Raw genomic sequence first — 20,315 nt, 5'->3', positions numbered from 1 at the left:
TGGGGACTGGGGACTGGGGACTGGGGACTGGGGACTGGGGACTGGGGACACTTCGACAAGCTCAGTGCATCGCTGGGGACTGGGGACTGGGGATTGGGGATTGGGGATTGGGTAATCAATTTTATTTTTACCAATCATCAATCATCAATTATCAATTATCAATTATCAATTATCAATTACCAATCATCAATCATCAATCATCAATTATCAATTATCAATTATCAATTACCTTAATCTTTTTCTGGGAAAGTTACAGTTGGTAATCCTTGATTATTAATCACTATTTTACCACCTAAATTTTCAATTTCTTGAATTGCACGGTTGCGGGTTTTTTCATCTACGTTATTTTGTAAAACCATGCTCCAACTGGCAATTCTAGCATACTTACTATCAGGGTTTCTTTCTAAAAATTTAGCAGTAGATTGGGACAGAGAAACTACATTTTTACTGTCTTGATCATCGTATTCACTAGCCCATTCTGCCGCTTTGAGAAAAGACTTACTTGCGGCTTGGGAGTCACCTAAAAATAATAACTCATCTGTGCCTTTATAACGCCAGATATAGTAAGATTTTTCTGGGATTTTAGGAGATAGGGATTTTAAACTTTTATCCATTAATGTAATAGCTCTTTCTGGCATACCTGCATATAAAGAACTACTAACAGAAAGACCAAGATAAGCTTCTCTAAATTTCGGATCATGTTTAAGGATGATTGCAAAAAATTCTGGACTTAAACTATAACCTATTTTATCTCTAACGGGATCATCACCAAAGTATTGCAAAAAGTCAATATATACCCAATTAGAAATGAGGTTATCATAACCAAAAGTGGGTATTTGTTGCAGTAAACTCAAACGTAAAGCTTCTTTTTGTTGTTCTTTTTCCAAAGCTTCCACAGACATAGATTGTTCGCTGTTGATAAGTTCTTGCAATCTCGGAAATTGACTTAAACTAATTCCTAAGATGCAGAAACAAGCTACTAAGGGCGTAATAATAAATTCACGAGATAACAACATAATTTTTCTTAGCTTTATCAGCAAATTTACCTGACTGTATATTTTACCAGGCTTTGCAACAAGTTCGTAACAGATTTACAATAGGAAATGTTTAATATAAACTTACATTTACGTTAAAATACTTATATTAAAGTTAAGTTTATTAAACAAACACTAGAAAAAAAAACCAATATAACCAACAATAAGATTTTGATACAACTTTAACCCTGTACATATACATATACATAGCTATTATGGCTGAAACAAAGTTAGCAGAAGACTTGCAAATTCATGCAGAAGGTTCTGAAAAACCAAATAAATTCCAAAAACAGCTAAATAATCTGGATTTCAAAAAAAATGGTGTGAGTTTCAATGATATAGTTGACATCATGAAAACCGCCATAGCCGATGTAGTCGAATTAGAAATTGAAACTTCTGTTTTTGATGCTTCTTCATCATTTACGGATGAGTCACAAACTGCTAAACCAGAAAATAAATTGTTGACGCGCATCAATTTGATTGATGGTGATATCAAAAATGAAGTAGGTAGTAAATTTATTGGTGATGGTCCCTATGCAGAACTGAGGGAATTTCATTTAAGCCAAGTGAAAGAAAGTCGGGAAATAATTCAAAAAAATATAGAAAGTATCCAAAAGTTATATGAAATTTTGATGGCTATGCTTAAACATAGTCAAAACAATCAAAATTCACAACCATCAAAACGTCCTTAATTAGTTGGTTGATAGTGAAAGGGGCAGATTTAAAAAATATTCTCAGTCCGTTTTAAATCTACCTTTTTATATCTAGGAAATTTAAATTTCAGTTTTTATATAACAATGAAAAATCTATGATTGCAAATCTTCTCACTATATCTAAATCTAAATAAAGTCTCAATCAGGAGAAGCATATTGCTTGTATCGCTTCAAGCATCAAATTCATGCTCATGTAGAAAATTTGTTAATAAGGTTGTTATCATGTTTGCTAAAATTCAAAATCAAAAAGCTTTGGAATCTAAATCTCAAGATAATCAAAATATTACCAATCTTGGCACGGTAAACAAAGCCAAAGATTTACTAAATAAATTTGTTGATTCAGTCAATGTCTTGGTGAAAGACATTACAACTTTAGAAGTAAACACGATAGTTGTGAGTAATATTAGCGGTTCTAAGTTTAATCCTTGGCAAGCATATTACAATATTTATGCTATAAGTGATCCAAATTATTTTACAGATAAACAGATTGTTCTAGATTTGCAGGAACGTTATATCAATATATTTTTACAACTTGAAAGAGAATATATTTACATACTTTTAGAGCAAGAGCTAGAATATAAAGAATCTGGAAAACCAGATGGTGCAGTCATAGATATATATAATAAACGTCTGCGATATATAGATGAAAATAGATTAAATGCAGATGGAAAAAAAGAATCAAAGTCAATGTTACCTTCTCCTTTTGGAGATCATGAAAATAATGTAGATAATTATCAGAAAATCTCAAAAATTTTGAGTAATGATAAATTTGTGTTGACTTTGCGTAAAGTTTCGGAACTAAAAGCAGCATTAGATGGTGGTGATATCACAAGTGATCAAGTAGATACGATTTATGCTCAAACGATAATGCAATTAGACGGTGATATTATTACCCGTTATCATCGTGATTTATTTAATTTAAAAGAAACCGATCAAGATATAGTTATGAAAATTCATAATGATGGTGTAGTGTCTGGTGAAAAACAATGGCGTGAAACCATCGAATTTCTGATTAATTTTGTCAAAAATATTGCTGGTTTATCTTCTGGTAAAATTTAGATTTTTCACTAAAATTAATCAGAAAGTGCGTCAATAAAACCAGATGTAAATTCCTCGTTTGACGCACTATAAAACTATTTTGGCTACTTTAATGATAAATCAAGATAAATTTAATCAAGATATCAAGATATATTTGCAGGGTACTTAGGGTGTTATGAAATTTAAACAAAAAATCAATAAAGCATATAGTAATCATAGTTTTTCATTTTCTTTGCAAGTTCCTCCGGGCAGTAGTTTTGTGGAATTTAAAGTTGATGAAGGAGAGTATAGTTTTTATTTGAATAATTCAATTATAGAGCAAATTGAAAAAGCGCAAATCCAGGGTTTATCTCTTTATATTCCTTCAGGGTTGGTATTACCTTTATGGTACTATACTTTTGTGACTGAGAATGTAATTGAGCCAAATAAAAACCAGGTTAATTATAAAAATCCCAAAGTTTATTTTCTTGTTTATTTGTTTTTAGCTCAAATCTGGCAATTACTGACTAATAAAAATCCACAAACAAAGATTATTTCTCTATCAGGGTTCACCTTTAATTCTTATTATCAATCAAGGGCAGATCAAAAAATTAATATTATTTTGCAAACTACTGTGTTATTTGATGGTGATATTATCCACAAGATTCGTTATGATTTCCTAGAAAATGCAGATTGTTTAAGAATTGTCTCTGCTCATTATTGGCTAACGGAACAAATAATAAAGCGTCTCAGAAGTAATTTAAATTCTGTATATTGGTTTATATATGCAATTCTTCCTGCAAGTTTGATTATTTGGAAAGTAGCTGCGATCACAGGATGGCAATTTTTTATATTAATATTAGTCTGGATAATCCTATTTTTGCTATTAGCTATACTGAATCTATTTATTGTCAATGAACTGAAAAAATATATAGGGAGAAAAAAAAATCAAGAGCTTATCAATTGGTTAGTCTGGTTGATCACTAATTTATTTGTTAATGTAAGTAGTTTTTCAGATGTTCCAGTTATATTTTTGGGAAATTTAGTTTTAATAGTGTTGATACCACATTTGCTCAAGTGGTTACTACCAAAACTTGGTAAAATTCTCTTGAAGATAATCCTTAATTAAATTAGATTCAACATTTTTACTGTTTAATTTGACATAACTGCCAACATTGTTGAGCGATCGCCCAATCTTCTTGTGTGTGTATAACTAATACTCGCACATTAGAATCAAGTGTAGCAATATCTACATCAATTGGTTGTTGTTTATTTTTCTCCGAGTCTATTTTCAATCCTAAAAATTCCCACGCTTCACAAGCTGCTTGTCTGATTAATGGCGATTTTTCACCTGCTCCAGCGGTAAATACTAACGCATCTAAACCACCCAAACTAGCCAACATCGAACCGATACCAGTCCGTAACCGATGTACGTAAATATCCCAAGCTAGTTTAGCACGATAGTTACCTTGTTCAATTGCTGCCAGAACTTGAGGTAAATCACTGGAAACACCCGAAATTCCCCGTAGACCAGAAGCTTTATTTAAAACATAATCTAAGCTTTCTGCTGAGTAATCAGACTGACGCAATAGATAGATTAAAATTCCTGGATCAATTGAACCGCAACGACTTCCCATCATCAAACCATCTAAAGGTGTAAATCCCATAGTGGTATCAATACTGCGACCTTCTTTAATTGCAGCTAAAGAGCAACCGTTACCTAAATGGCAAGTGATTAAACGCAGGTCTGTCAAATCTCGACCAAGAATTTGCGCTGCACGGTTCGCACAGTATTGGTGACTGATACCATGAAAGCCGTAGCGACGGATACCTTTCTCTACCCAATCATAAGGACCGGGATAGACGGCAGCAGCATCCGGTAAGGTGCTATGAAAACCTGTATCAAATACTGCCACTTGTTTAACATCTCCCAAGCTTTGCTCAATGGCTTCTATACCTTCCAAAGCCGCTGGGTTATGGGCTGGGGCAAGGGTTGAAAGATTAGCGATCGCCTGTTTAACATCCTCATTAATTATAACACTATTGCGGTAATTTAAGCCACCATGTACCACACGATGTCCCACCACATCAATTTCTGATAAATTACTCAGTACCTTGGTAGCACTACGAGTAAGAGTATACAGCATATATGCTACATGGGCTTTGCGGGAGTCACCATAAATAGATTCTTGCAGTGTTTCACCAGTGGCGGTTTTTACCTCAATTTCAGCCACACCACGGTCTTGAGTCCAGTTAACTTTCCCTTCCCAAAGAGGTTTTGGTGCTTCTTGGGGAAGAGTTGCATCTGTAATGTCATACAAACAACTTTTTTGGCTACTAGATCCGGCATTTAAGACTAGAATCTTCATAGGATAATGGGAAACATAACCTGGTCTGATGCTGTCATGATTTTACAATTGCTTTTGAAAATCTGCTACCGAGTAGATGAAATTAGTGTTTGAAAATAAGCACATTTGAAAAATTTAGGAGTCAGTAGGGGCGAAGCATTCGGACAGAAATATTAGGGAAAAATCGAGAATTGAACACCCAAATGCTTCGCCCGTACAGGAGTCAGAATGTTTGAGTAGGGGTAGATGATGAAATAGTGATTTTTGGGTAGCATCTTAAATGTGTAAATTTGATATGATTGAACCGCAAAGGGCGCAAAGAACACAAAGGTAAGAGAGTTTAAGAGATTTTTTAGTGTTGCTGTGGTTATTTTTCCTATCTAGGAATAAGATCCCCAAGATTCGGGGATCTGAAGTTTTACAATTCTAGTTTTTCTCCGCGAATAGAATAATCTAATAATTCCATCGGGTGCATCAAAGAAATATTTTTACCCTGCAAATATTTACTAATTTGTAAACTACAACCTGGGTTAGGGGAAGCAATTAAATCAGCACCAGTATTGATTAAATTCTGGGCTTTTTGTTCACCTAATTCTTCAGCAACTTCTGGTTGTAGCAGATTATAAATACCTGCACTACCACAACACAAAGCTGCATCTATGGGTTCTTTTAAGGTGACTCCAGGAATTTTTCTTAATAACTGACGGGGTTGAACACTAATTTTTTGACCATGTAATAAATGACAAGCATCTTGATAAACTAAAGTTAAAGGTTTATCTGTTAAAGGTGAAAGTTCCGCAGTTAAACCCACATTTGCTAAAAATTCCTGTGCATCTTTTACTTTTGCTGCAAATGCTTTAGCTCTTTGGGCATATTCTGGATCATCAGCTAAAATATGACCATATTCTTTTAAAGTATGACCACAACCAGCAGCATTAATAATCACAAAATCGACATTTGTATCAGCAAAACTATCAATCATTTGTCTTGCTAAAGCTTTTGCTTGTTCAGTTTGTCCTTGATGTTCAGGAAGTGCAGCACAACAACCTTGAGATTTAGGAATTACAACTTCACAACCATTCGCAGTTAAAACCCTCACTGTTGCTTCATTTACCGGAGAGAAAAACAAACGTTGTACACATCCCAAAATTACACCAACACGATATCTTTTTTCACCCTTTGCAGGAATGATATCGGGTAAATTATCCTGAAAAGACTTAACAGTAATTTCCGGTAAAATAGACTCCATAGCAGCTAACCGGGGAGAGATTTTTTTCATTAACCCAGTAGCGCGTAATAACTGAGAAACCCCCAACTTTTGATAAACAAATAAAGGGAAAAGTAAAATTCTTAAAACATCAGGATTAGGAAACAGAGAAAAAATCAATTGACGGATTAACTTATCAGAAAAACTGCGGTTATAATTTCTTTCCACCTGATGACGAGTTGCGGAAATCAACTTATCATACTGCACACCAGAAGGACAAGTTGACACACAAGCAAGACAACCCAAACAAGAATCAAAATGTTGAACAGTAGCAGTATTTAAAGCAATTTCCCCCTCATTAATAGCATCCATTAAATAGATTCTACCCCTGGGTGAATCCATCTCCTTTCCGATTACCCGATAACTAGGACAGGTAGAAAGACAAAACCCACAATGAACACAACTATCAATCAACTTAGGATCAGGAGGATGACTAGGATCAAAACCCTGTAAATTCTTAACACTAGCAGTCTTATTCACCGAACTTTCCGAAACTTGCATGACTCTTTCTTCCCCTCTTAACTTTGCGTACTTTGCGTACTTTGCGGTTCGTTATTCTTAAACCTTAAATCCCACCAACAAACCGACCAGGACTTAAAATATAATTCCCATCAAACTGTTTCTTAATTCGCTGCATCATATCCAAACCATTACCATTATAACCCCAGATATCCAACTTTTCTTTTATTTCAAAAGGTGCAGATAAAACACTTAAAAAACCAGAATTAGATTGACAGAAATCACGCACGTTCAAAACCTGATTTTGATTTTCTAACCGCACCAAACCCAAACCGCTATTGAGATGAATCAACCCGAAATTAATTTGATTAATCACCTCCACCGCAGCAGTTGGTAATACTCCTATTTTGGCAGTAATTTCTGAATTATTACCATAATTATGTATTGTTTCTGGTAATTGTTGCCATAAATTAGCCTCATTTTCGGCTGAATAAATTGCCCCATTTAAACCTAATTTTTGACCAATTGCCAAAAGTCTGTTAGACTGTTCCTTCACACTTTCGCTAATACTTTGAAACCGGACAATTAAACCTATTCCGCTACCTAAATTTAAATCAGAAACTAATTGACTGGATATTAAATCTGCTTGAGTTGGTGTTAACTCAGAACCTTGAAGAATTGTAGCAGCTTGGGATATCGCTTCAGCTTTACCAGTTAATATTACAGTTCCCGATGTTTCTGGTAAAGGATAAACTCGAAAAGTGGCTTGACTGATAATTCCTAATGTACCGTAAGCACCGGTAAACAATTTCATCAAGTCGTAACCAGCAACATTTTTTACTACCCTTCCCCCTGCTTTGGCAATTTGTCCATCAGCGCGGATAAAAGTTATACCTAAAAGTTGGTCACGCACACCGCCATAACGTTGACGTAGAGAACCTGTATCAGCAGTAGCAATAATACCACCAATGGTAGCAAAAGCAGAAAAAGCAGGGTCAAGAGCTAAATTTTGCCGATATTTGGCTAAAATTTCTTGAAGTTCGCCAAATTTTATTCCTGCTTCTACGGTGACAGTTAGATCACCTACCGCGTGTTCTATGAGTCTGTTAATACGTTCTGTACTGACGACAATATCAATATTTTTACTTAAACCACCCCAATGAAGTTTACTTGCACTACCGCAGGGGAGAACGGACCATTTATTGCTGTTTGCAGCGGACATGACTGCGGCCAGTTGTTCTTGAGTGTGGGGATAAACGATACAACTGGGATGGGTTTTGGGGTTTATCGCTGCTTGAATACGTTGTTGCTGACTGGGTGCGAGATTTTCCCAAGGGAAGACAGCGTTTTCTGTGTTGATAATAGATGCTATGGTAGAGGCGATCGCATTCATTGGTTTGTTTTCCTATCCTCCTTATTAATGTACTGGTTAATTTAACAAAAATCATACACCAGAGGAAAATTGGTAAATTAATCTTTAGGAATTTTTGATTTTGTGCAAATACCCAACTGATCAATTGATAATTGAGAATTGACAATTGATAATTGTTTGATTCGGGAGTATCCCAAATGTGTAAGTTTATTTTTTGCTTGAGGTCAAGACGTGAAATGAACGAACCACGAAGGTACGTTCACCGAAGGTGTTCCCGAAGGGTAGGACACGAAGGGAAGAAGGAAGAAGAGAGTTTTTGGTGTTGCTACGGTTATTTGTTAAGAATTGGGATGACAGGAAAAATTTTTGCTTTGATAAGTTCTAAAAAAATGTATTATCCTTAATATCTAAGTGATGGTGATGGGAATTTTTTTGTGTCAACAGTAATTAAAAATTCGTTTCCGCGTCTTGTTTCTCTGGATGTATTTCGGGGAATTGCGATCGCCTCTATGATTTTAGTTAATAATCCTGGTAGTTGGAGTTACATCTACCCACCATTAGAACACGCAAAATGGCATGGTTGCACACCCACAGATTTAATTTTCCCTTTCTTTTTATTTATTGTTGGTGTAGCAATGCCTTTTTCTTTTGCTAAATATACACGAGAAAACACACCAGAAAACCGTCCCACTAGTCAAGTTTATTTGCGAATAATTCGCCGAGGTTTGGTGTTATTTGCTTTGGGTTTATTTTTGACTTTGTTTACTTTTTTTCTCGATTTTACTTTAAAAGGAATACCCATTGATTTAAGTAAAATTAGAATTATGGGGGTGTTGCAGCGTATCAGTTTAACTTATGTAATTGCTGCTTTTGTGGTTTTACAACTTTCCCAACGTGGTTTATGGATATTTTCAGGAATATCGCTTTTAGGTTATTGGGTTGCAATGCAATTAATTCCTGTTCCTGGTTTTGGTGCGGGTAATTTATCTGCTGAAGGAAATTTTGCTGGTTATATTGATCGGATGATTTTAGGAAGTCAACATCTTTATCAAAGTGGACCATTTGATCCTGAAGGTTTATTTAGCACTATTCCCGCATTGGTAACAGTTTTAATTGGTTATTTTACTGGTTCATGGTTGCAAAAACAGCAGGTTAAAACTAGGACGAGTGTTAATTTAGTAATTTGGGGTTTGGGGTGTTTAATTATTGGGATATTATGGGGTTTTGTATTTCCGATTAATAAATCTTTGTGGACGAGTTCTTATGTAGTTTATACTGCTGGTTGGGCTTTATTAGTATTAGCTTTGTGTTATGAAGTGGTGGAAGTTCGGGGTTTAAAAAAATGGGGTTTTCCTTGGGAAGTGATGGGTTTAAATGCCATTTTTCTCTTTGTTGGGTCTGGGGTTGTGGGCAGAATTTTAGTTAAAACTTCTGTAGGTAGTGGTAAAGATGCAGTAGCTACAAAAACCTGGATTTATGATAATTTGTTTAGTGCTTGGGCGGGAAATATGAATGGTTCATTATTATTTGCTATCACTAATCTTTTATTATGGTGGTTAGTGCTTTATTTTATGTATCGTCGGCGTTGGTTTCTGAAAATTTAGTTGTTCATGAATTTTGCTATTAAACACTAAGGGACTTCCAGATAAAAAAATATTCAATTAATTTTTGTGGGGTAGGTATACTTCGACACGCTCAGTACAAGTCTTGCCTGCCCTTCAACCCGGATGGGCTAGAAGCCCATCCCACAAGATTGGATAATTTAGGGTTTGCTGAATAAACCTAAAACCTTGATATATCAAAGGTTAGAGGCTGATAAACACAGAAATTAGTGCAAGGGTTTTGAAGGGTATACCGGAAAAAGTGTGCATTTTTTGGGATTTCAAGAGATGGCAAAGAAATTTTCCAATCTCCTCCTGACTCCTGACTCCTGACTCCTGACTCCTATGCCCTCACGGAAAGACTTTCTCAGCAACCCCTAATTTATTGTTTGGAAGTTCCTAAAAACATAAAAAAACCACATTTATAAAATGTGGTAAACAAACATCATCAATTCTGTGATTTAATCTAATTCAGGTTCAACACCAAGCGCACGTAGTTGGGCAATTAATTTTTCTGTTTTCTGTCGTTCTTGTTCAGCTTTCTGGCGTTCCTGTTCAGCTTTTTGTCGTTCCTGTTCAGCTTTCTGTCGCTCTTGTTCAGCTTTCTGTCGCTCTTGTTCAGCTTTCTGGCGTTCCTGTTCAACTTTTTCGCGTTCTTCTTGCACAGGAGTTAACACCCAATTACCATCTTGATCATACCAACGTAACCAAGGCATATTAACATTTTTGTAACTGCCCTGCCAAACTCCCAAACCTAATTCTAAATCAGGAATCCAAAAACGTAAATCTGATAAATTCACTTCAGTATAATGAGCGCCCTTTAACTCAAACATTCTAAATTCAGATTGATAACGATCAAAAATTGCGTAATAAGGAACTCTTAAAATTTGCTCATAAACTTCCCACTTAGTTGGGGGTTTTTCCACATCTCGCAAAGTTTGACCTAAATCTTCTTTTTCTGTTCCTGGTGATAATAATTCAATCACAATATAAGGATTTACAAATTCTTGCCAAACTACATAACTTAATCTTAAATCTCTTTCTTCATACAGAGAAGAAACACCAACAACCGCAAACCAATCTGGGCGTTTATGCCACAATGGATGACGACCATCGTAATATAAATTCATATCACTAGCTGTAAAAATTTGGTTGCTAGGATAGTTAGGGGGGCGAAATGTGTCTGCTAATAATTGTGGTTGTAGTAAATGAAATTGATCTGGCAAACCTTTCTCCTCCGGGTCTTCGCTAGGAAGATCATACATTGTTGGTAATGTTTCTTTAGGGGAAAGTGGTGGATCTGTTTGATACATTATTGGTATTCCTAAAGATACAACTTTGATCTCTATTATGTAGCACGATAATATGGTATTTGAAGATTTCTGGAGATTTTCAGAAGAACAACAATATCGCTTTTATAGGTAAAAACACAACAATTGTGTTGTATCCAAGTCATCACGATAAACACATTCAAAATTACTAAAACCGACTTTTTCAGAAATACTTTTTAGATTAGATTGAGTTTCCGGAAAATCCCTAGATGAAATATGACTATCGACCATTTTATACTCTTGAGGAGTTATTAAAGTCCAATCTTTTTTCACATTCCCTAAATAACGTTTAACATAACTATCTCTATCTTCATTTTCTTGACGAACTACATCAATTAAAATGAAAATTCCCCCTGATTTGAGCAGATTTTTGATATTTTTTATTACATCTTCTTTCTCTTCTAATTGCAAATGGTGGAGCGCAAAAGATGTAAACACAACATCAAATTTATTTGGTTCATTTTGCGCTAACTCATTCGTTAATTGCCAACAATCGCCTATGATAAAATTTCCCTGACAACCAGTAACAGCAATATTTTTTTTCGCATCTTCTATTGCGGGAACAGATACATCTATTCCTGTATATTCAGCAATTTGAGTATTTAATAAAGCTTGAGTGGTGAAACTCCCATCTCCACATCCCAAGTCAAGCAGAGTAAACGGTTTTTGCCAGTGTTTAACTAATAATTCATGGAGTACATTATATATTTCTCGATGTCCCATGTAATTGTTTTTTAACACTTTCTGGTAAATTTGCCATTGCTGGTTAAAAAACTCTGCTGTTAAGAGATTTTCTTCTTGAATCATTTCCAATTTTATCTGCTCTGTCATTGTTTTAAATTCCAGATATTTTTATTTTTAGATTGAAAACATTTTATCAGGTTTGGTGTGATAGTGGAAAGTTACTTATTTCCTGATGCATCAAATCATTTGGTAATCTTGTTTTTGTTCATTTAATGGTGGCCTGACACACAAATAAATCAACGCCCCAAAAAAGGGAACTAAAGCAAATAACCAAAATAATTGATTATCCTTCCAACCCCGTCGCGTCATATCATCCCCTAACAAAGCAGGAAATAATAGACTCAACATACAAAAATCTAAACTCATTACATTAATAAATCTGCTAGTTTGCCATTGTTGGATAAAATCACTCCAATTTCCTTGTAAACCATAAGCAAATAAAACCACCGCACCTAACATTAATAAAATTCCTGTGATGCGAGAATCAAAGATTTTCAGAAACAAATTTTTATTACCTGTAAATTCTTGATTTGGTTCTCTTAAAGCTAGATATGGTAAAAGTGCAAAAGCACCAAGCCCAAAGGAAACTGTAGCAAAAGGCCAAGCTGGTATTTTTTGCCTTCTGCCATCAATAAATAACACTGCACTGTAAATTAATGGCCATATTCCCATAATATTAAATAAGGCAATAATCGCAGGATTAATACCTTCCCAGTTTCCTGTAGAAAGATTGGTGATTAACTCTAAACTTTCTGGGAAATTATCAGGAGGTGCAAATAAAAAGGCGTAGGAAATAAATCCTAGCCATATTAAACCAAAAGAGATTTTTCTCAACATGATTTACCGAGTTTAGACAGTTTACGCAGTTTGACTAAAAGCTTCTGAAAGATATTCTGCTGCTGCTGCTACTACAGCGATCGCATTTTCATAGTCTAACCGAGTTGGTCCCAAAACACCTATACTTCCCACGGGTACAGTACCCCGACGATAACTAGAAGATATCAAAGAACAGGTTCTAATGGGTTCTAAGGGATTTTCCGTACCTATCCGCACCGTCACCTTGGGTTTACCCGTTTCCTCTATTTCCGATTCCTCACATATTAACCGCCATAACTGCTCTTGTTCTTCTTCCAATAAGTGCATAATCGTTTGTACCTGCTGCACTTGGGCAAACTCCGGTTGACGCAACACCTCACCCACACCCCGCACCATGATTTGTGTGGCTGAAGGTGCAACAGCACGACGGAGTAATTCTGTCAATGAACTTTTCAAAAATTCCCCATAACGTTGAAACTCTTGATCTAACTCACTCCAGTCAAGCTGGGCTAATTCCAAGAGTGTAAAACCACGCAGATGACTATTTAAAAAGTTAGAAACTATTTGTAATTCTCGATCAATTGTTTCTGGATCAGGTTTAGTTGCTGACTCTCTTGTAAACAGATCCATTACCTTGGAATGGGTTTCATAACTATCCGTTACCACAATCAGCATAACTTTCCCATCTTCAACTTGTAGAAGCTGTAAATGTCTTAATTGTACTATATTGGGTTGTGGCATAGTTATCAACGTAATACAGCCGCTTAATGTTGCCAAAATTTGCGCCGCACCTTGTAGTAAAGCTTCTAAACTCCAATCATCCCAATGTAGACGCTGTTGTAAAGTAGATTCAACCTCTTTAGCTAAAGCTGCCGACGGTTTCATCAACCTATCAACATATATACGATAACCCGAATCAGAAGGTACACGCCCCGCAGAAGTGTGTGGTTGGTAAAGTAACCCCGACTTTTCCAAAACACCCATAACATTGCGGATAGTAGCGGAACTGACACCAAGATCAAATTCCTCAATTAAAGCTTTAGAGCCAACTGGTTCAGCAGTGGCGATATAATGGCGTACAGTTGCCCAAAGTATATGTTGTTGGCGATTTGTCAGCTGGAATTGCATAGAATATGTTTTACTGAAGGCAAATTTTAAGCAAAGGTTGAAAAATTTTGTTAATGAAACAGTAAAAAAGATTGATTATTAATCAAAACAAGATGCTAAATTATATATTTATACTATATTAGTTAAGTGCAAAGCTTCCCGTGAGAACTTATTTTCTATTGTAATTATTAATACAGCATAGCTCATATCATAAAACAGGCTAAATTCTCATCTATTTATCATATTATCTTATATGATTTCTTAATCAAGCTGTATTTTTAGCTACAAAAGTTAGATTTAGCTTCAGTTGCATTGCTAACTATTGGTGATTGGTAATTGGTGATTGGGAAAAATAAAATTGATTACCCAGTCCCCAGTCCCCAGTCCCCAGTCCCTCACAAGGTTAGGTATTTTACATTGTCGTGAGGGCAAGACTTGGAGGACAAGGCAGACAAGGTGACAAGGGAGGAAATACGTACAAATAATGTACAATTAGTAACAAAAACTGAGGCTAAACAGACCTTGTTTTGTATAAAATCTTCCTTGTCTACAATACCTCCTTGTCTTCGGTGGTCCTGCCTCAACAGATAATATTAAAAACCTACCCCTGTGAGGTCCCCAGTCCCCAGTCCCTAATACCTTGGAATTACAGGATCAACTAAAATAGAATAGGCATCAATACCACCTATAATATTTTTAACGTTAGTAAATCCTTGAGAAACTAACCACTGACACATCTGAGCAGAACGCATACCGTGATGGCATAATACCAGGGTTTCCGCATGGGCATCAAAACGGGTGGAAATTTCCCCGTTCCATTGCTCATATTCACTCAAAGGAAGATTGACAAAACCATCAATTTTGGCGATCGCTACTTCTTGTGGTTCACGCACATCTATTAACTGTAAACCAGAATCAGCATTTGCTAAACGTTCCGCTAGTTCTTTAACCTTAATTTCAGTAAAAGATTGACCAGTCATGCAGTTTCTCTAAACAATCCTAATATTTGTCATACTATTCATGGTGACAGAAAAGCGAGAAAATAGGTTGAATGTGAATAATCAACGTTTATCTTTTAGGTTTATAGTAGCTGGTGTAGTTGCTGTATTACTTGCTATTACTGGCTTTTACTGGTTTTTATTCAAAAGTCCAGTAAAATTAAATACTCCCATATCTCAACCAGGGGCGGCTATATTTGTATCTAATGTAGCACCTGCAATGGTGTCTTTATTAGTCAATCCTGAAGGTTTGCAGTCAATAGAAAAAAAAGGGGAAATTTCCCAAATCAAAAATAGTTTATTAGCAAAAACTAACATAAATTTCAAGGATGATATCAAACCTTGGCTAAGTAATGAAATTACCTTAGCTGTTACCAGTGAAGATATTGATCGTGATCCAGAAAATGGGTTACAACCAGGGTATTTGATGGCACTAGCTACAAACAACCCAGAAAAAAGCCGTGAGTTTGTTGAACTGTTATTTTCTCGACGAACTTTAGCAGGAACAAATTTAGAAGTAGAACAATATAAAGGTGTCAAATTACTGTATGATACACCAGAAATAATAACATCCAAAAAAAGCCAAAATACCAAATCCAAAATCCAAAATTCCTTAGCTGGTGCGGTTATTGATGACTTTGTTTTATTTGCTAATGATCTGAAAGTTGTCAAAGAAGCTATTAATAATATTCAAGCACCAAATTTGAATTTAAGTAGTGATTCTGAATATCAAAAAGCTGTAAAAGAATTACCAACAAATGCTGTAGCTGTAGCTTTCTTAAAATTACCCACATTGGCAAAATGGCAAGGTTTAGAATTAGCAGAATCAACTTATAAGAGTCAAATTCTTTCTTTAGTTTTAAAATCTCAAGGTATGCTGGCAGAAAGCACATTTTTATCTAGATCAAATTTACCTAGTTCAAAAGTTGCTTCTGTATCTACACCATTATCTAAACCTGTGGATGCCTTAAAGTATATTCCAGAGTCAGCAGGTTTAGCAATTGCTGGCGCAAATTTGAGTAATTTACCCAATAGCAACTTAGATAAACTTTGGCAACAAGCAACAGCAACTATTTATGGTTCTTCTCAAGAAGCTATTGCCAGATGGATGCAACCTTTAATAGATGTACAAAAAAGCTGGGATATAAACTGGAAAGAGGATATTTTTAGTTGGGTAAGTGGAGAATATGCCTTAGCAATTTTACCAAATCAAGAGGCAAATCAAGATAAAAATATAAATCCCAATTGGGTGTTTGTAGTAGAAAAAACACCGCAGTTAGAACAAGGTATAGCGAAATTAGATAACATTGCCACAAACAACGAATTTAATGTTAGTTCTTTGATTTTAAACAATCAAAAAATTGCCGTTTGGACAGAGTTAAAAGCTATTCCTGAAAATTCATCTGTCAACATTGAAGCAAAAGTTAAAGGGGCGCATACAAGCATTGATAATTATGAAATTATTACCTCTGACTTAGCATTGATGGAAAAAATTATTACCCATCAAGAACATACCCTGATGGAAAATTCCAACTTTCAGGATAGTATTGCTAACTTACCTCAACCAAACCAAGGCTATATATATATTGATTGGAAAAAAAGCCAAGAATTTCTAGAAAGTCAACAACCCTTACTTAAATTTGTGGAATTGTTGGGTAAACCACTGTTTGACAATTTGCGATCGCTTACAGTCAGTAGTTACGGACAGGAAGCAGAAACACTCAAAGGTGGAGTCTTCTTCCAATTAGAAAAATAGACAAGCTAGATCCCCGACTTCTTTGAGAAGTCGGGGATCTGGGAGAAGAGCGTGATCTCATCACAGTTAATATTAAAAACCTACCCCTGTGAGATTTTTCTCCCCCCTTATTTTCTCAAATAATTGCCACATCTCATCTTCAACCGCCTTGTCACCCGTTAAGCCAATCACCAATCACCCTATTCCCAACTTTCCAGCCAAAGCGGGAGTTAATGGTAAAAGGGTGCTAACCATTAAAAATAAAGCCAAAAGACCTAAAGCGGCTCTTGCGTCATCGGGTTCAGTAATTTCATTCAAACTGGGGCGTTCTGCATCTCGTTGTAAAAAGAAAATCACTATTGCCCAATAAAAAGCCAAAGTATTACCCAGAGATACCAAAGCTAAAACGATTAAAGTGGCAATTGTCGCTCTTCCTGCGGTTTTACGTCCATAAATTGCCTGAACAACACGCCCCCCGTCTAATTGTCCGGCTGGCATCAGGTTTAAAGCTGTAATTACCAACCCTAACCAACCAACTATCACCAAAGGATGAACATTCACCAAAGGCGCTTGTAAAGCCGAACCTAGCACAACTCGCGCCAAACTACCGACTAAAATTGAACCTTGAAAAAACTTATTGGGTAATTGAAATAAACTACCAGGGTGGGAAAGTAACAACCCTGTCACCAACATGATCAAAGAGATAATACCGCCAAAAGCAGGACCAGCTAAAGCAATATCAAATAACGCTTTGCGGTTGGGTAAGAGAGACTGAAAACGGGTAATTGCTCCAAAAGAGCCTATTTGCACCGCTGGGAGGAAAAAAGGCCAAGTTAGGCGGACTTGGTGTTTACGTGCTAATAACCAATGTCCAATTTCGTGAGCGATCAAAATTGTAAAAATTCCCAACCCTATGGGTAAAGCTTCCGAAACTCTTGATGGGTTGGCAAATAAATCAAAATTCAGCAGTAAACCCGCAGCTTCCAAACTGGTGGCGATAGTTGCTACTAATAAAATTACAGCAAATGCTTTTTGCGATAACTGCATTGGTTTAGGATCAGTGCGACTCGGTAGCACAATCATCACTGGTTTACCATCTGTATTTTCTACTAAAAAAAGACGATATTTATCACCTAATCGCTCTTGCAATCTTTGGGTGAGACGGTTGTGAACTTGTTCTGCATCTCCCCGCAAGTTACCTTTAAAAATCGCTCCCTCTTGATAGGGTATGGTTTCTGTGGCAAAAAATGTATCAATACCGAAAATACCTTTGATGGTATTTAAATCTTCTTCCGGGATGGTGATGGTTTCCAGTTTTACTTCTGCTACCACTACAGGTTGATCAGAATTTTCCGGTGTGGTTTGTGCTTCTAAAGCTTCGTTGGCAAGTCTTTCAGTTGCCTTAGCTTTGATAATGGCATCTTGGCCAGCTTGGCGTAATTGTCTACCTAAGAAGATGTATATTCCTGTGGAAAGCACTAGCAATAACAATACACCTGCTATATTGATATAAATGCCCGCAGCAAACAAACCAAAAAATACCAGCCAGGGAGCCATTAATACTACAGACTGTAACCAGGCTAAGATACCCAGCTTACCAAAAGGTCTGGCACGATAAAAGCCCCAACCCAAAATGCCGAAAGCGACTAGCACTACAGCCGCTATGATAGGAGTTTCTGATGAAGTTAACATTGCTCAACCTTTGCTAATCTATAACGCAAATAGGAGTCTACCCAAATAATGTAGTGCTGTTATTTGGGAATATTCAACTAAATTGACAAATTTAATATTTTATGATATTATCAGCTATTTTCCTATCATTGTTTATGGTATTTTCTGGATGAGAAATCCTGGGTATTAAAGTTTCTCCACTTGATTGAATTTCTGGATTGAATTTCTGGCAGTGTATAACCAAGTAAGTTGGTAGTTTTTTGATTGGCGTAAACATTGCGTTTTTCTTCTAGATCAAAAATATCAATATGTTATGTTAGCTGAGGGATGAGGTAAAATTTTAGCGATCGCATTTTTGAAAAAGAAACTCAAATGTAACTAAGCTTATTGCATTATTTTTTTCACCTATTTGCCAAAAAAAACTCTGATTTGAGAAGATTTTATAAAATTGCATATTCAAAATAATTGAACATAACTAACCACCTGTCACCTAGCTTTCACAGATAACTTTTTCAGCAAACCCTAGTTATTCTCTCTGGTTTGACGATTTCATTGGTTATCTTTTTGATAACTGATTGCACACCTTGAATTAAAAGTTAAATCATACTACTTTTTGAAGTGCGGAATGTGGATTTTATCATCTTACAATAATGTCCTTCACTAAACCTGCTAACTTTTGTGCAGCACCACCTTCACCCCTAGCACTGCGTAATTTATCTTTAATTGCTGCTAACTTTTCAGGATTTTCTAACAAATCTAAAACCATTTCTCCCACAGTGTCCGGTTGCAATTTTCCCACTAATTCCGGTACAATTTCACTTTGCGCCCAAATATTAGGCCAAGCTAATAAACCTTTATTTCTCAGAAACCACCAATTAATTAATTTAGCAAAACCAGAACCTAAACCCGGTAAATTTGCTAATAAACCTGGTAAACCATCCCAAGAACGCATTGCATCTAATTGTTGAGTAGGTAATAATACAATCATTGGTATTCCCAAAGCGCCTAATTCTGCGGTATTTGCTCCTACTGTAGTTAGACAAATTGCACATTGAGATAATAAATGATAAGCAGGGTTTTCTTGTTTTAATTCTACTGTTAAACCTGTAGAAGTTTGCAGAGAATTATCTATTAAAGATGCACCGTTAAAACCGAAAGCTTGAGTAAATTCGTTTTTTTCAGGATTTGCAAAACTGGCTAATGTTGGTAAATCTAAAGTTGGTGCAACAGGAATAAAAAACTTTGTTTCTGGTTTTTTAGAGTGAATATATTCAGCAATAGCTAAAGTTAAAGGTACCCCTTGAGTTAACTTAGCTTTTTTTGAACCTGGTAAAATTCCAATCAATTCAATTTTAGATTTTGGATTTTGGTTTTTTGATGTGATATCATCTTGTTTAGCAGCTTCTAACATTAAATCACCGACAACGGTAAATTTATGTGCATATTGAGGTGAGACATTTTTGATCACTTGGGGTTTCATCACTCCAAAACAGTCTATAAAATTATGCCAACGTGCTTCCCATTCTGCATAAACTACGGTTTTATATCCTAATTTTTTACCAATGATGACAGGAAAAATTTGATCTCCTCCCAAAAATACAACTACACCTTTTTTTCTCCAGTCCCAATTTTCGGCTGTTTTTCCTGTTAATAAAAACTGCCAAAAATGCTCAGGTGCTTGCACTCTATTTACCTCTGGATAGGAACTAGCTATACTTACTTCTCTACCACTAGCATGAGGACAAGGTGATAAAATCACAGAAATCCGCACTTGAGAAATATCATATCCTAATTGTTCTCTTAATGCTTTAACGACAGGACGCACCCAAGTTGTAACTTCCCCTGGTCCATTGGAAAGAATGAGAATATCAATCATATTTTTTTGAATAGTTATTTAATTTGTTATGGTTGGTAATGGGTAATTGGTAATTGGTAATTGGTAATTGGTAATTGGTAATTGGTAATTGGTAATTGGTAATTGGTAATTGGTAAAAATAAAATTGATTACCCAGTCACCAGTCACCAGTCACCAGTCACCAGTCACCAGTCACCAGTCACCAGTCACCAGTCACCAGTCACCAGTCACCAGTCACCAGTCACCA

At 35.9% G+C, this 20,315-nt stretch carries 16 protein-coding genes; 5 read left to right on the top strand and 11 right to left on the bottom strand.

The window, feature by feature from the left end:
• Window positions 1-230: 230 nt before the first annotated feature.
• Window positions 231-1,016, bottom strand: a complete 786-nt coding sequence (locus H6F47_RS21075; protein WP_187039297.1) for a hypothetical protein — start codon at window positions 1,014-1,016, stop codon at window positions 231-233.
• A 233-nt stretch (window positions 1,017-1,249) separates the two neighbouring features.
• Between H6F47_RS21075 and H6F47_RS21070 the strand changes: the two genes are divergently transcribed.
• The 3 genes from H6F47_RS21070 to H6F47_RS21060 all read left to right on the top strand — a co-directional run bounded on the left by H6F47_RS21070 (window position 1,250) and on the right by H6F47_RS21060 (window position 3,893).
• Complete coding sequence (locus H6F47_RS21070) at window positions 1,250-1,726, top strand: hypothetical protein (protein ID WP_190347031.1); 477 nt, start codon at window positions 1,250-1,252, stop codon at window positions 1,724-1,726.
• Between the two features lie 243 nt (window positions 1,727-1,969).
• Complete coding sequence (locus H6F47_RS21065; protein ID WP_137668074.1) at window positions 1,970-2,806, top strand: hypothetical protein; 837 nt, start codon at window positions 1,970-1,972, stop codon at window positions 2,804-2,806.
• Window positions 2,807-2,960: 154 nt separating this feature from the next.
• Entirely contained in the window at window positions 2,961-3,893 is a 933-nt protein-coding gene (locus H6F47_RS21060; RefSeq protein ID WP_190347032.1) for a hypothetical protein, read from the top strand.
• A 16-nt stretch (window positions 3,894-3,909) separates the two neighbouring features.
• Here H6F47_RS21060 and H6F47_RS21055 read toward each other — a convergent pair whose 3' ends face one another.
• The 3 genes from H6F47_RS21055 to H6F47_RS21045 all read right to left on the bottom strand — a co-directional run bounded on the left by H6F47_RS21055 (window position 3,910) and on the right by H6F47_RS21045 (window position 8,231).
• A complete protein-coding gene (locus H6F47_RS21055) occupies window positions 3,910-5,133 on the bottom strand; it encodes an acetate kinase (protein WP_137668072.1) in 1,224 nt (407 codons plus the stop codon).
• A 397-nt stretch (window positions 5,134-5,530) separates the two neighbouring features.
• Window positions 5,531-6,880 (bottom strand): (Fe-S)-binding protein, encoded by a 1,350-nt coding sequence (locus H6F47_RS21050; protein ID WP_190650846.1) that lies wholly within the window; start codon window positions 6,878-6,880, stop codon window positions 5,531-5,533.
• A 64-nt stretch (window positions 6,881-6,944) separates the two neighbouring features.
• On the bottom strand, window positions 6,945-8,231 hold the full coding sequence (locus tag H6F47_RS21045) for an FAD-binding oxidoreductase (protein ID WP_190650844.1): 1,287 nt from the start codon (window positions 8,229-8,231) through the stop codon (window positions 6,945-6,947).
• A 413-nt stretch (window positions 8,232-8,644) separates the two neighbouring features.
• Between H6F47_RS21045 and H6F47_RS21040 the strand changes: the two genes are divergently transcribed.
• Entirely contained in the window at window positions 8,645-9,814 is a 1,170-nt protein-coding gene (locus H6F47_RS21040; RefSeq protein WP_190650842.1) for a heparan-alpha-glucosaminide N-acetyltransferase domain-containing protein, read from the top strand.
• Between the two features lie 458 nt (window positions 9,815-10,272).
• On the opposite strand, the gene H6F47_RS21035 is transcribed toward H6F47_RS21040, so the two are convergent.
• From H6F47_RS21035 to H6F47_RS21015, 5 genes are all read right to left on the bottom strand, one after another.
• On the bottom strand, window positions 10,273-11,124 hold the full coding sequence (locus H6F47_RS21035; protein ID WP_190650840.1) for a Uma2 family endonuclease: 852 nt from the start codon (window positions 11,122-11,124) through the stop codon (window positions 10,273-10,275).
• Between the two features lie 102 nt (window positions 11,125-11,226).
• A complete protein-coding gene (locus H6F47_RS21030; RefSeq protein WP_199291245.1) occupies window positions 11,227-11,973 on the bottom strand; it encodes an L-histidine N(alpha)-methyltransferase in 747 nt (248 codons plus the stop codon).
• A gap of 90 nt (window positions 11,974-12,063) precedes the next feature.
• Window positions 12,064-12,723, bottom strand: a complete 660-nt coding sequence (locus H6F47_RS21025; RefSeq protein WP_137668068.1) for a DUF2834 domain-containing protein — start codon at window positions 12,721-12,723, stop codon at window positions 12,064-12,066.
• A 21-nt stretch (window positions 12,724-12,744) separates the two neighbouring features.
• A complete protein-coding gene (gene hrcA, locus H6F47_RS21020) occupies window positions 12,745-13,830 on the bottom strand; it encodes a heat-inducible transcriptional repressor HrcA (RefSeq protein WP_190347037.1) in 1,086 nt (361 codons plus the stop codon).
• Window positions 13,831-14,441: 611 nt separating this feature from the next.
• Window positions 14,442-14,789: a rhodanese-like domain-containing protein gene (locus H6F47_RS21015; RefSeq protein WP_190347038.1), complete on the bottom strand. Its 348-nt coding sequence runs from the start codon at window positions 14,787-14,789 to the stop codon at window positions 14,442-14,444.
• 40 nt (window positions 14,790-14,829) lie between these two features.
• Between H6F47_RS21015 and H6F47_RS21010 the strand changes: the two genes are divergently transcribed.
• Window positions 14,830-16,563: a DUF3352 domain-containing protein gene (locus H6F47_RS21010; RefSeq protein ID WP_190650838.1), complete on the top strand. Its 1,734-nt coding sequence runs from the start codon at window positions 14,830-14,832 to the stop codon at window positions 16,561-16,563.
• A 174-nt stretch (window positions 16,564-16,737) separates the two neighbouring features.
• On the opposite strand, the gene H6F47_RS21005 is transcribed toward H6F47_RS21010, so the two are convergent.
• Window positions 16,738-18,234, bottom strand: coding sequence for a site-2 protease family protein (locus H6F47_RS21005; protein WP_096565488.1), 1,497 nt, complete (start codon window positions 18,232-18,234; stop codon window positions 16,738-16,740).
• Between the two features lie 616 nt (window positions 18,235-18,850).
• Window positions 18,851-20,089 carry a lipid-A-disaccharide synthase gene (locus H6F47_RS21000; protein WP_190347040.1) on the bottom strand — a complete coding sequence of 413 codons (1,239 nt, stop codon included), beginning with the start codon at window positions 20,087-20,089 and terminating at the stop codon, window positions 18,851-18,853.
• Window positions 20,090-20,315 lie beyond the last annotated feature (226 nt).

The sequence above is a fragment of the Sphaerospermopsis sp. FACHB-1094 genome, from assembly GCF_014696195.1.
In the GTDB taxonomy this organism is placed as follows: Bacteria; Cyanobacteriota; Cyanobacteriia; order Cyanobacteriales; family Nostocaceae; genus Sphaerospermopsis; species Sphaerospermopsis kisseleviana.
The sequence above is the reverse complement of the archived record's forward strand: the minus strand, read 5'-3'. Positions and strand labels throughout refer to the sequence as shown.

Bases quoted from the DNA above. Each gene is read 5' to 3' on its own strand.
- H6F47_RS21015 (WP_190347038.1), bottom strand. From the start codon at position 14,789: ATGACTGGTCAATCTTTTACTGAAATTAAGGTTAAAGAACTAGCGGAA.
- H6F47_RS21005 (WP_096565488.1), bottom strand. From the start codon at position 18,234: ATGTTAACTTCATCAGAAACTCCTATCATAGCGGCTGTAGTGCTAGTC.
- H6F47_RS21010 (WP_190650838.1), top strand. From the start codon at position 14,830: ATGGTGACAGAAAAGCGAGAAAATAGGTTGAATGTGAATAATCAACGT.
- H6F47_RS21000 (WP_190347040.1), bottom strand. From the start codon at position 20,089: ATGATTGATATTCTCATTCTTTCCAATGGACCAGGGGAAGTTACAACT.
- H6F47_RS21035 (WP_190650840.1), bottom strand. From the start codon at position 11,124: ATGTATCAAACAGATCCACCACTTTCCCCTAAAGAAACATTACCAACA.
- H6F47_RS21060 (WP_190347032.1), top strand. From the start codon at position 2,961: ATGAAATTTAAACAAAAAATCAATAAAGCATATAGTAATCATAGTTTT.
- H6F47_RS21055 (WP_137668072.1), bottom strand. From the start codon at position 5,133: ATGAAGATTCTAGTCTTAAATGCCGGATCTAGTAGCCAAAAAAGTTGT.
- H6F47_RS21075 (WP_187039297.1), bottom strand. From the start codon at position 1,016: ATGTTGTTATCTCGTGAATTTATTATTACGCCCTTAGTAGCTTGTTTC.
- H6F47_RS21045 (WP_190650844.1), bottom strand. From the start codon at position 8,231: ATGAATGCGATCGCCTCTACCATAGCATCTATTATCAACACAGAAAAC.
- H6F47_RS21025 (WP_137668068.1), bottom strand. From the start codon at position 12,723: ATGTTGAGAAAAATCTCTTTTGGTTTAATATGGCTAGGATTTATTTCC.
- H6F47_RS21065 (WP_137668074.1), top strand. From the start codon at position 1,970: ATGTTTGCTAAAATTCAAAATCAAAAAGCTTTGGAATCTAAATCTCAA.
- hrcA (WP_190347037.1), bottom strand. From the start codon at position 13,830: ATGCAATTCCAGCTGACAAATCGCCAACAACATATACTTTGGGCAACT.
- H6F47_RS21050 (WP_190650846.1), bottom strand. From the start codon at position 6,880: ATGCAAGTTTCGGAAAGTTCGGTGAATAAGACTGCTAGTGTTAAGAAT.
- H6F47_RS21070 (WP_190347031.1), top strand. From the start codon at position 1,250: ATGGCTGAAACAAAGTTAGCAGAAGACTTGCAAATTCATGCAGAAGGT.
- H6F47_RS21030 (WP_199291245.1), bottom strand. From the start codon at position 11,973: ATGACAGAGCAGATAAAATTGGAAATGATTCAAGAAGAAAATCTCTTA.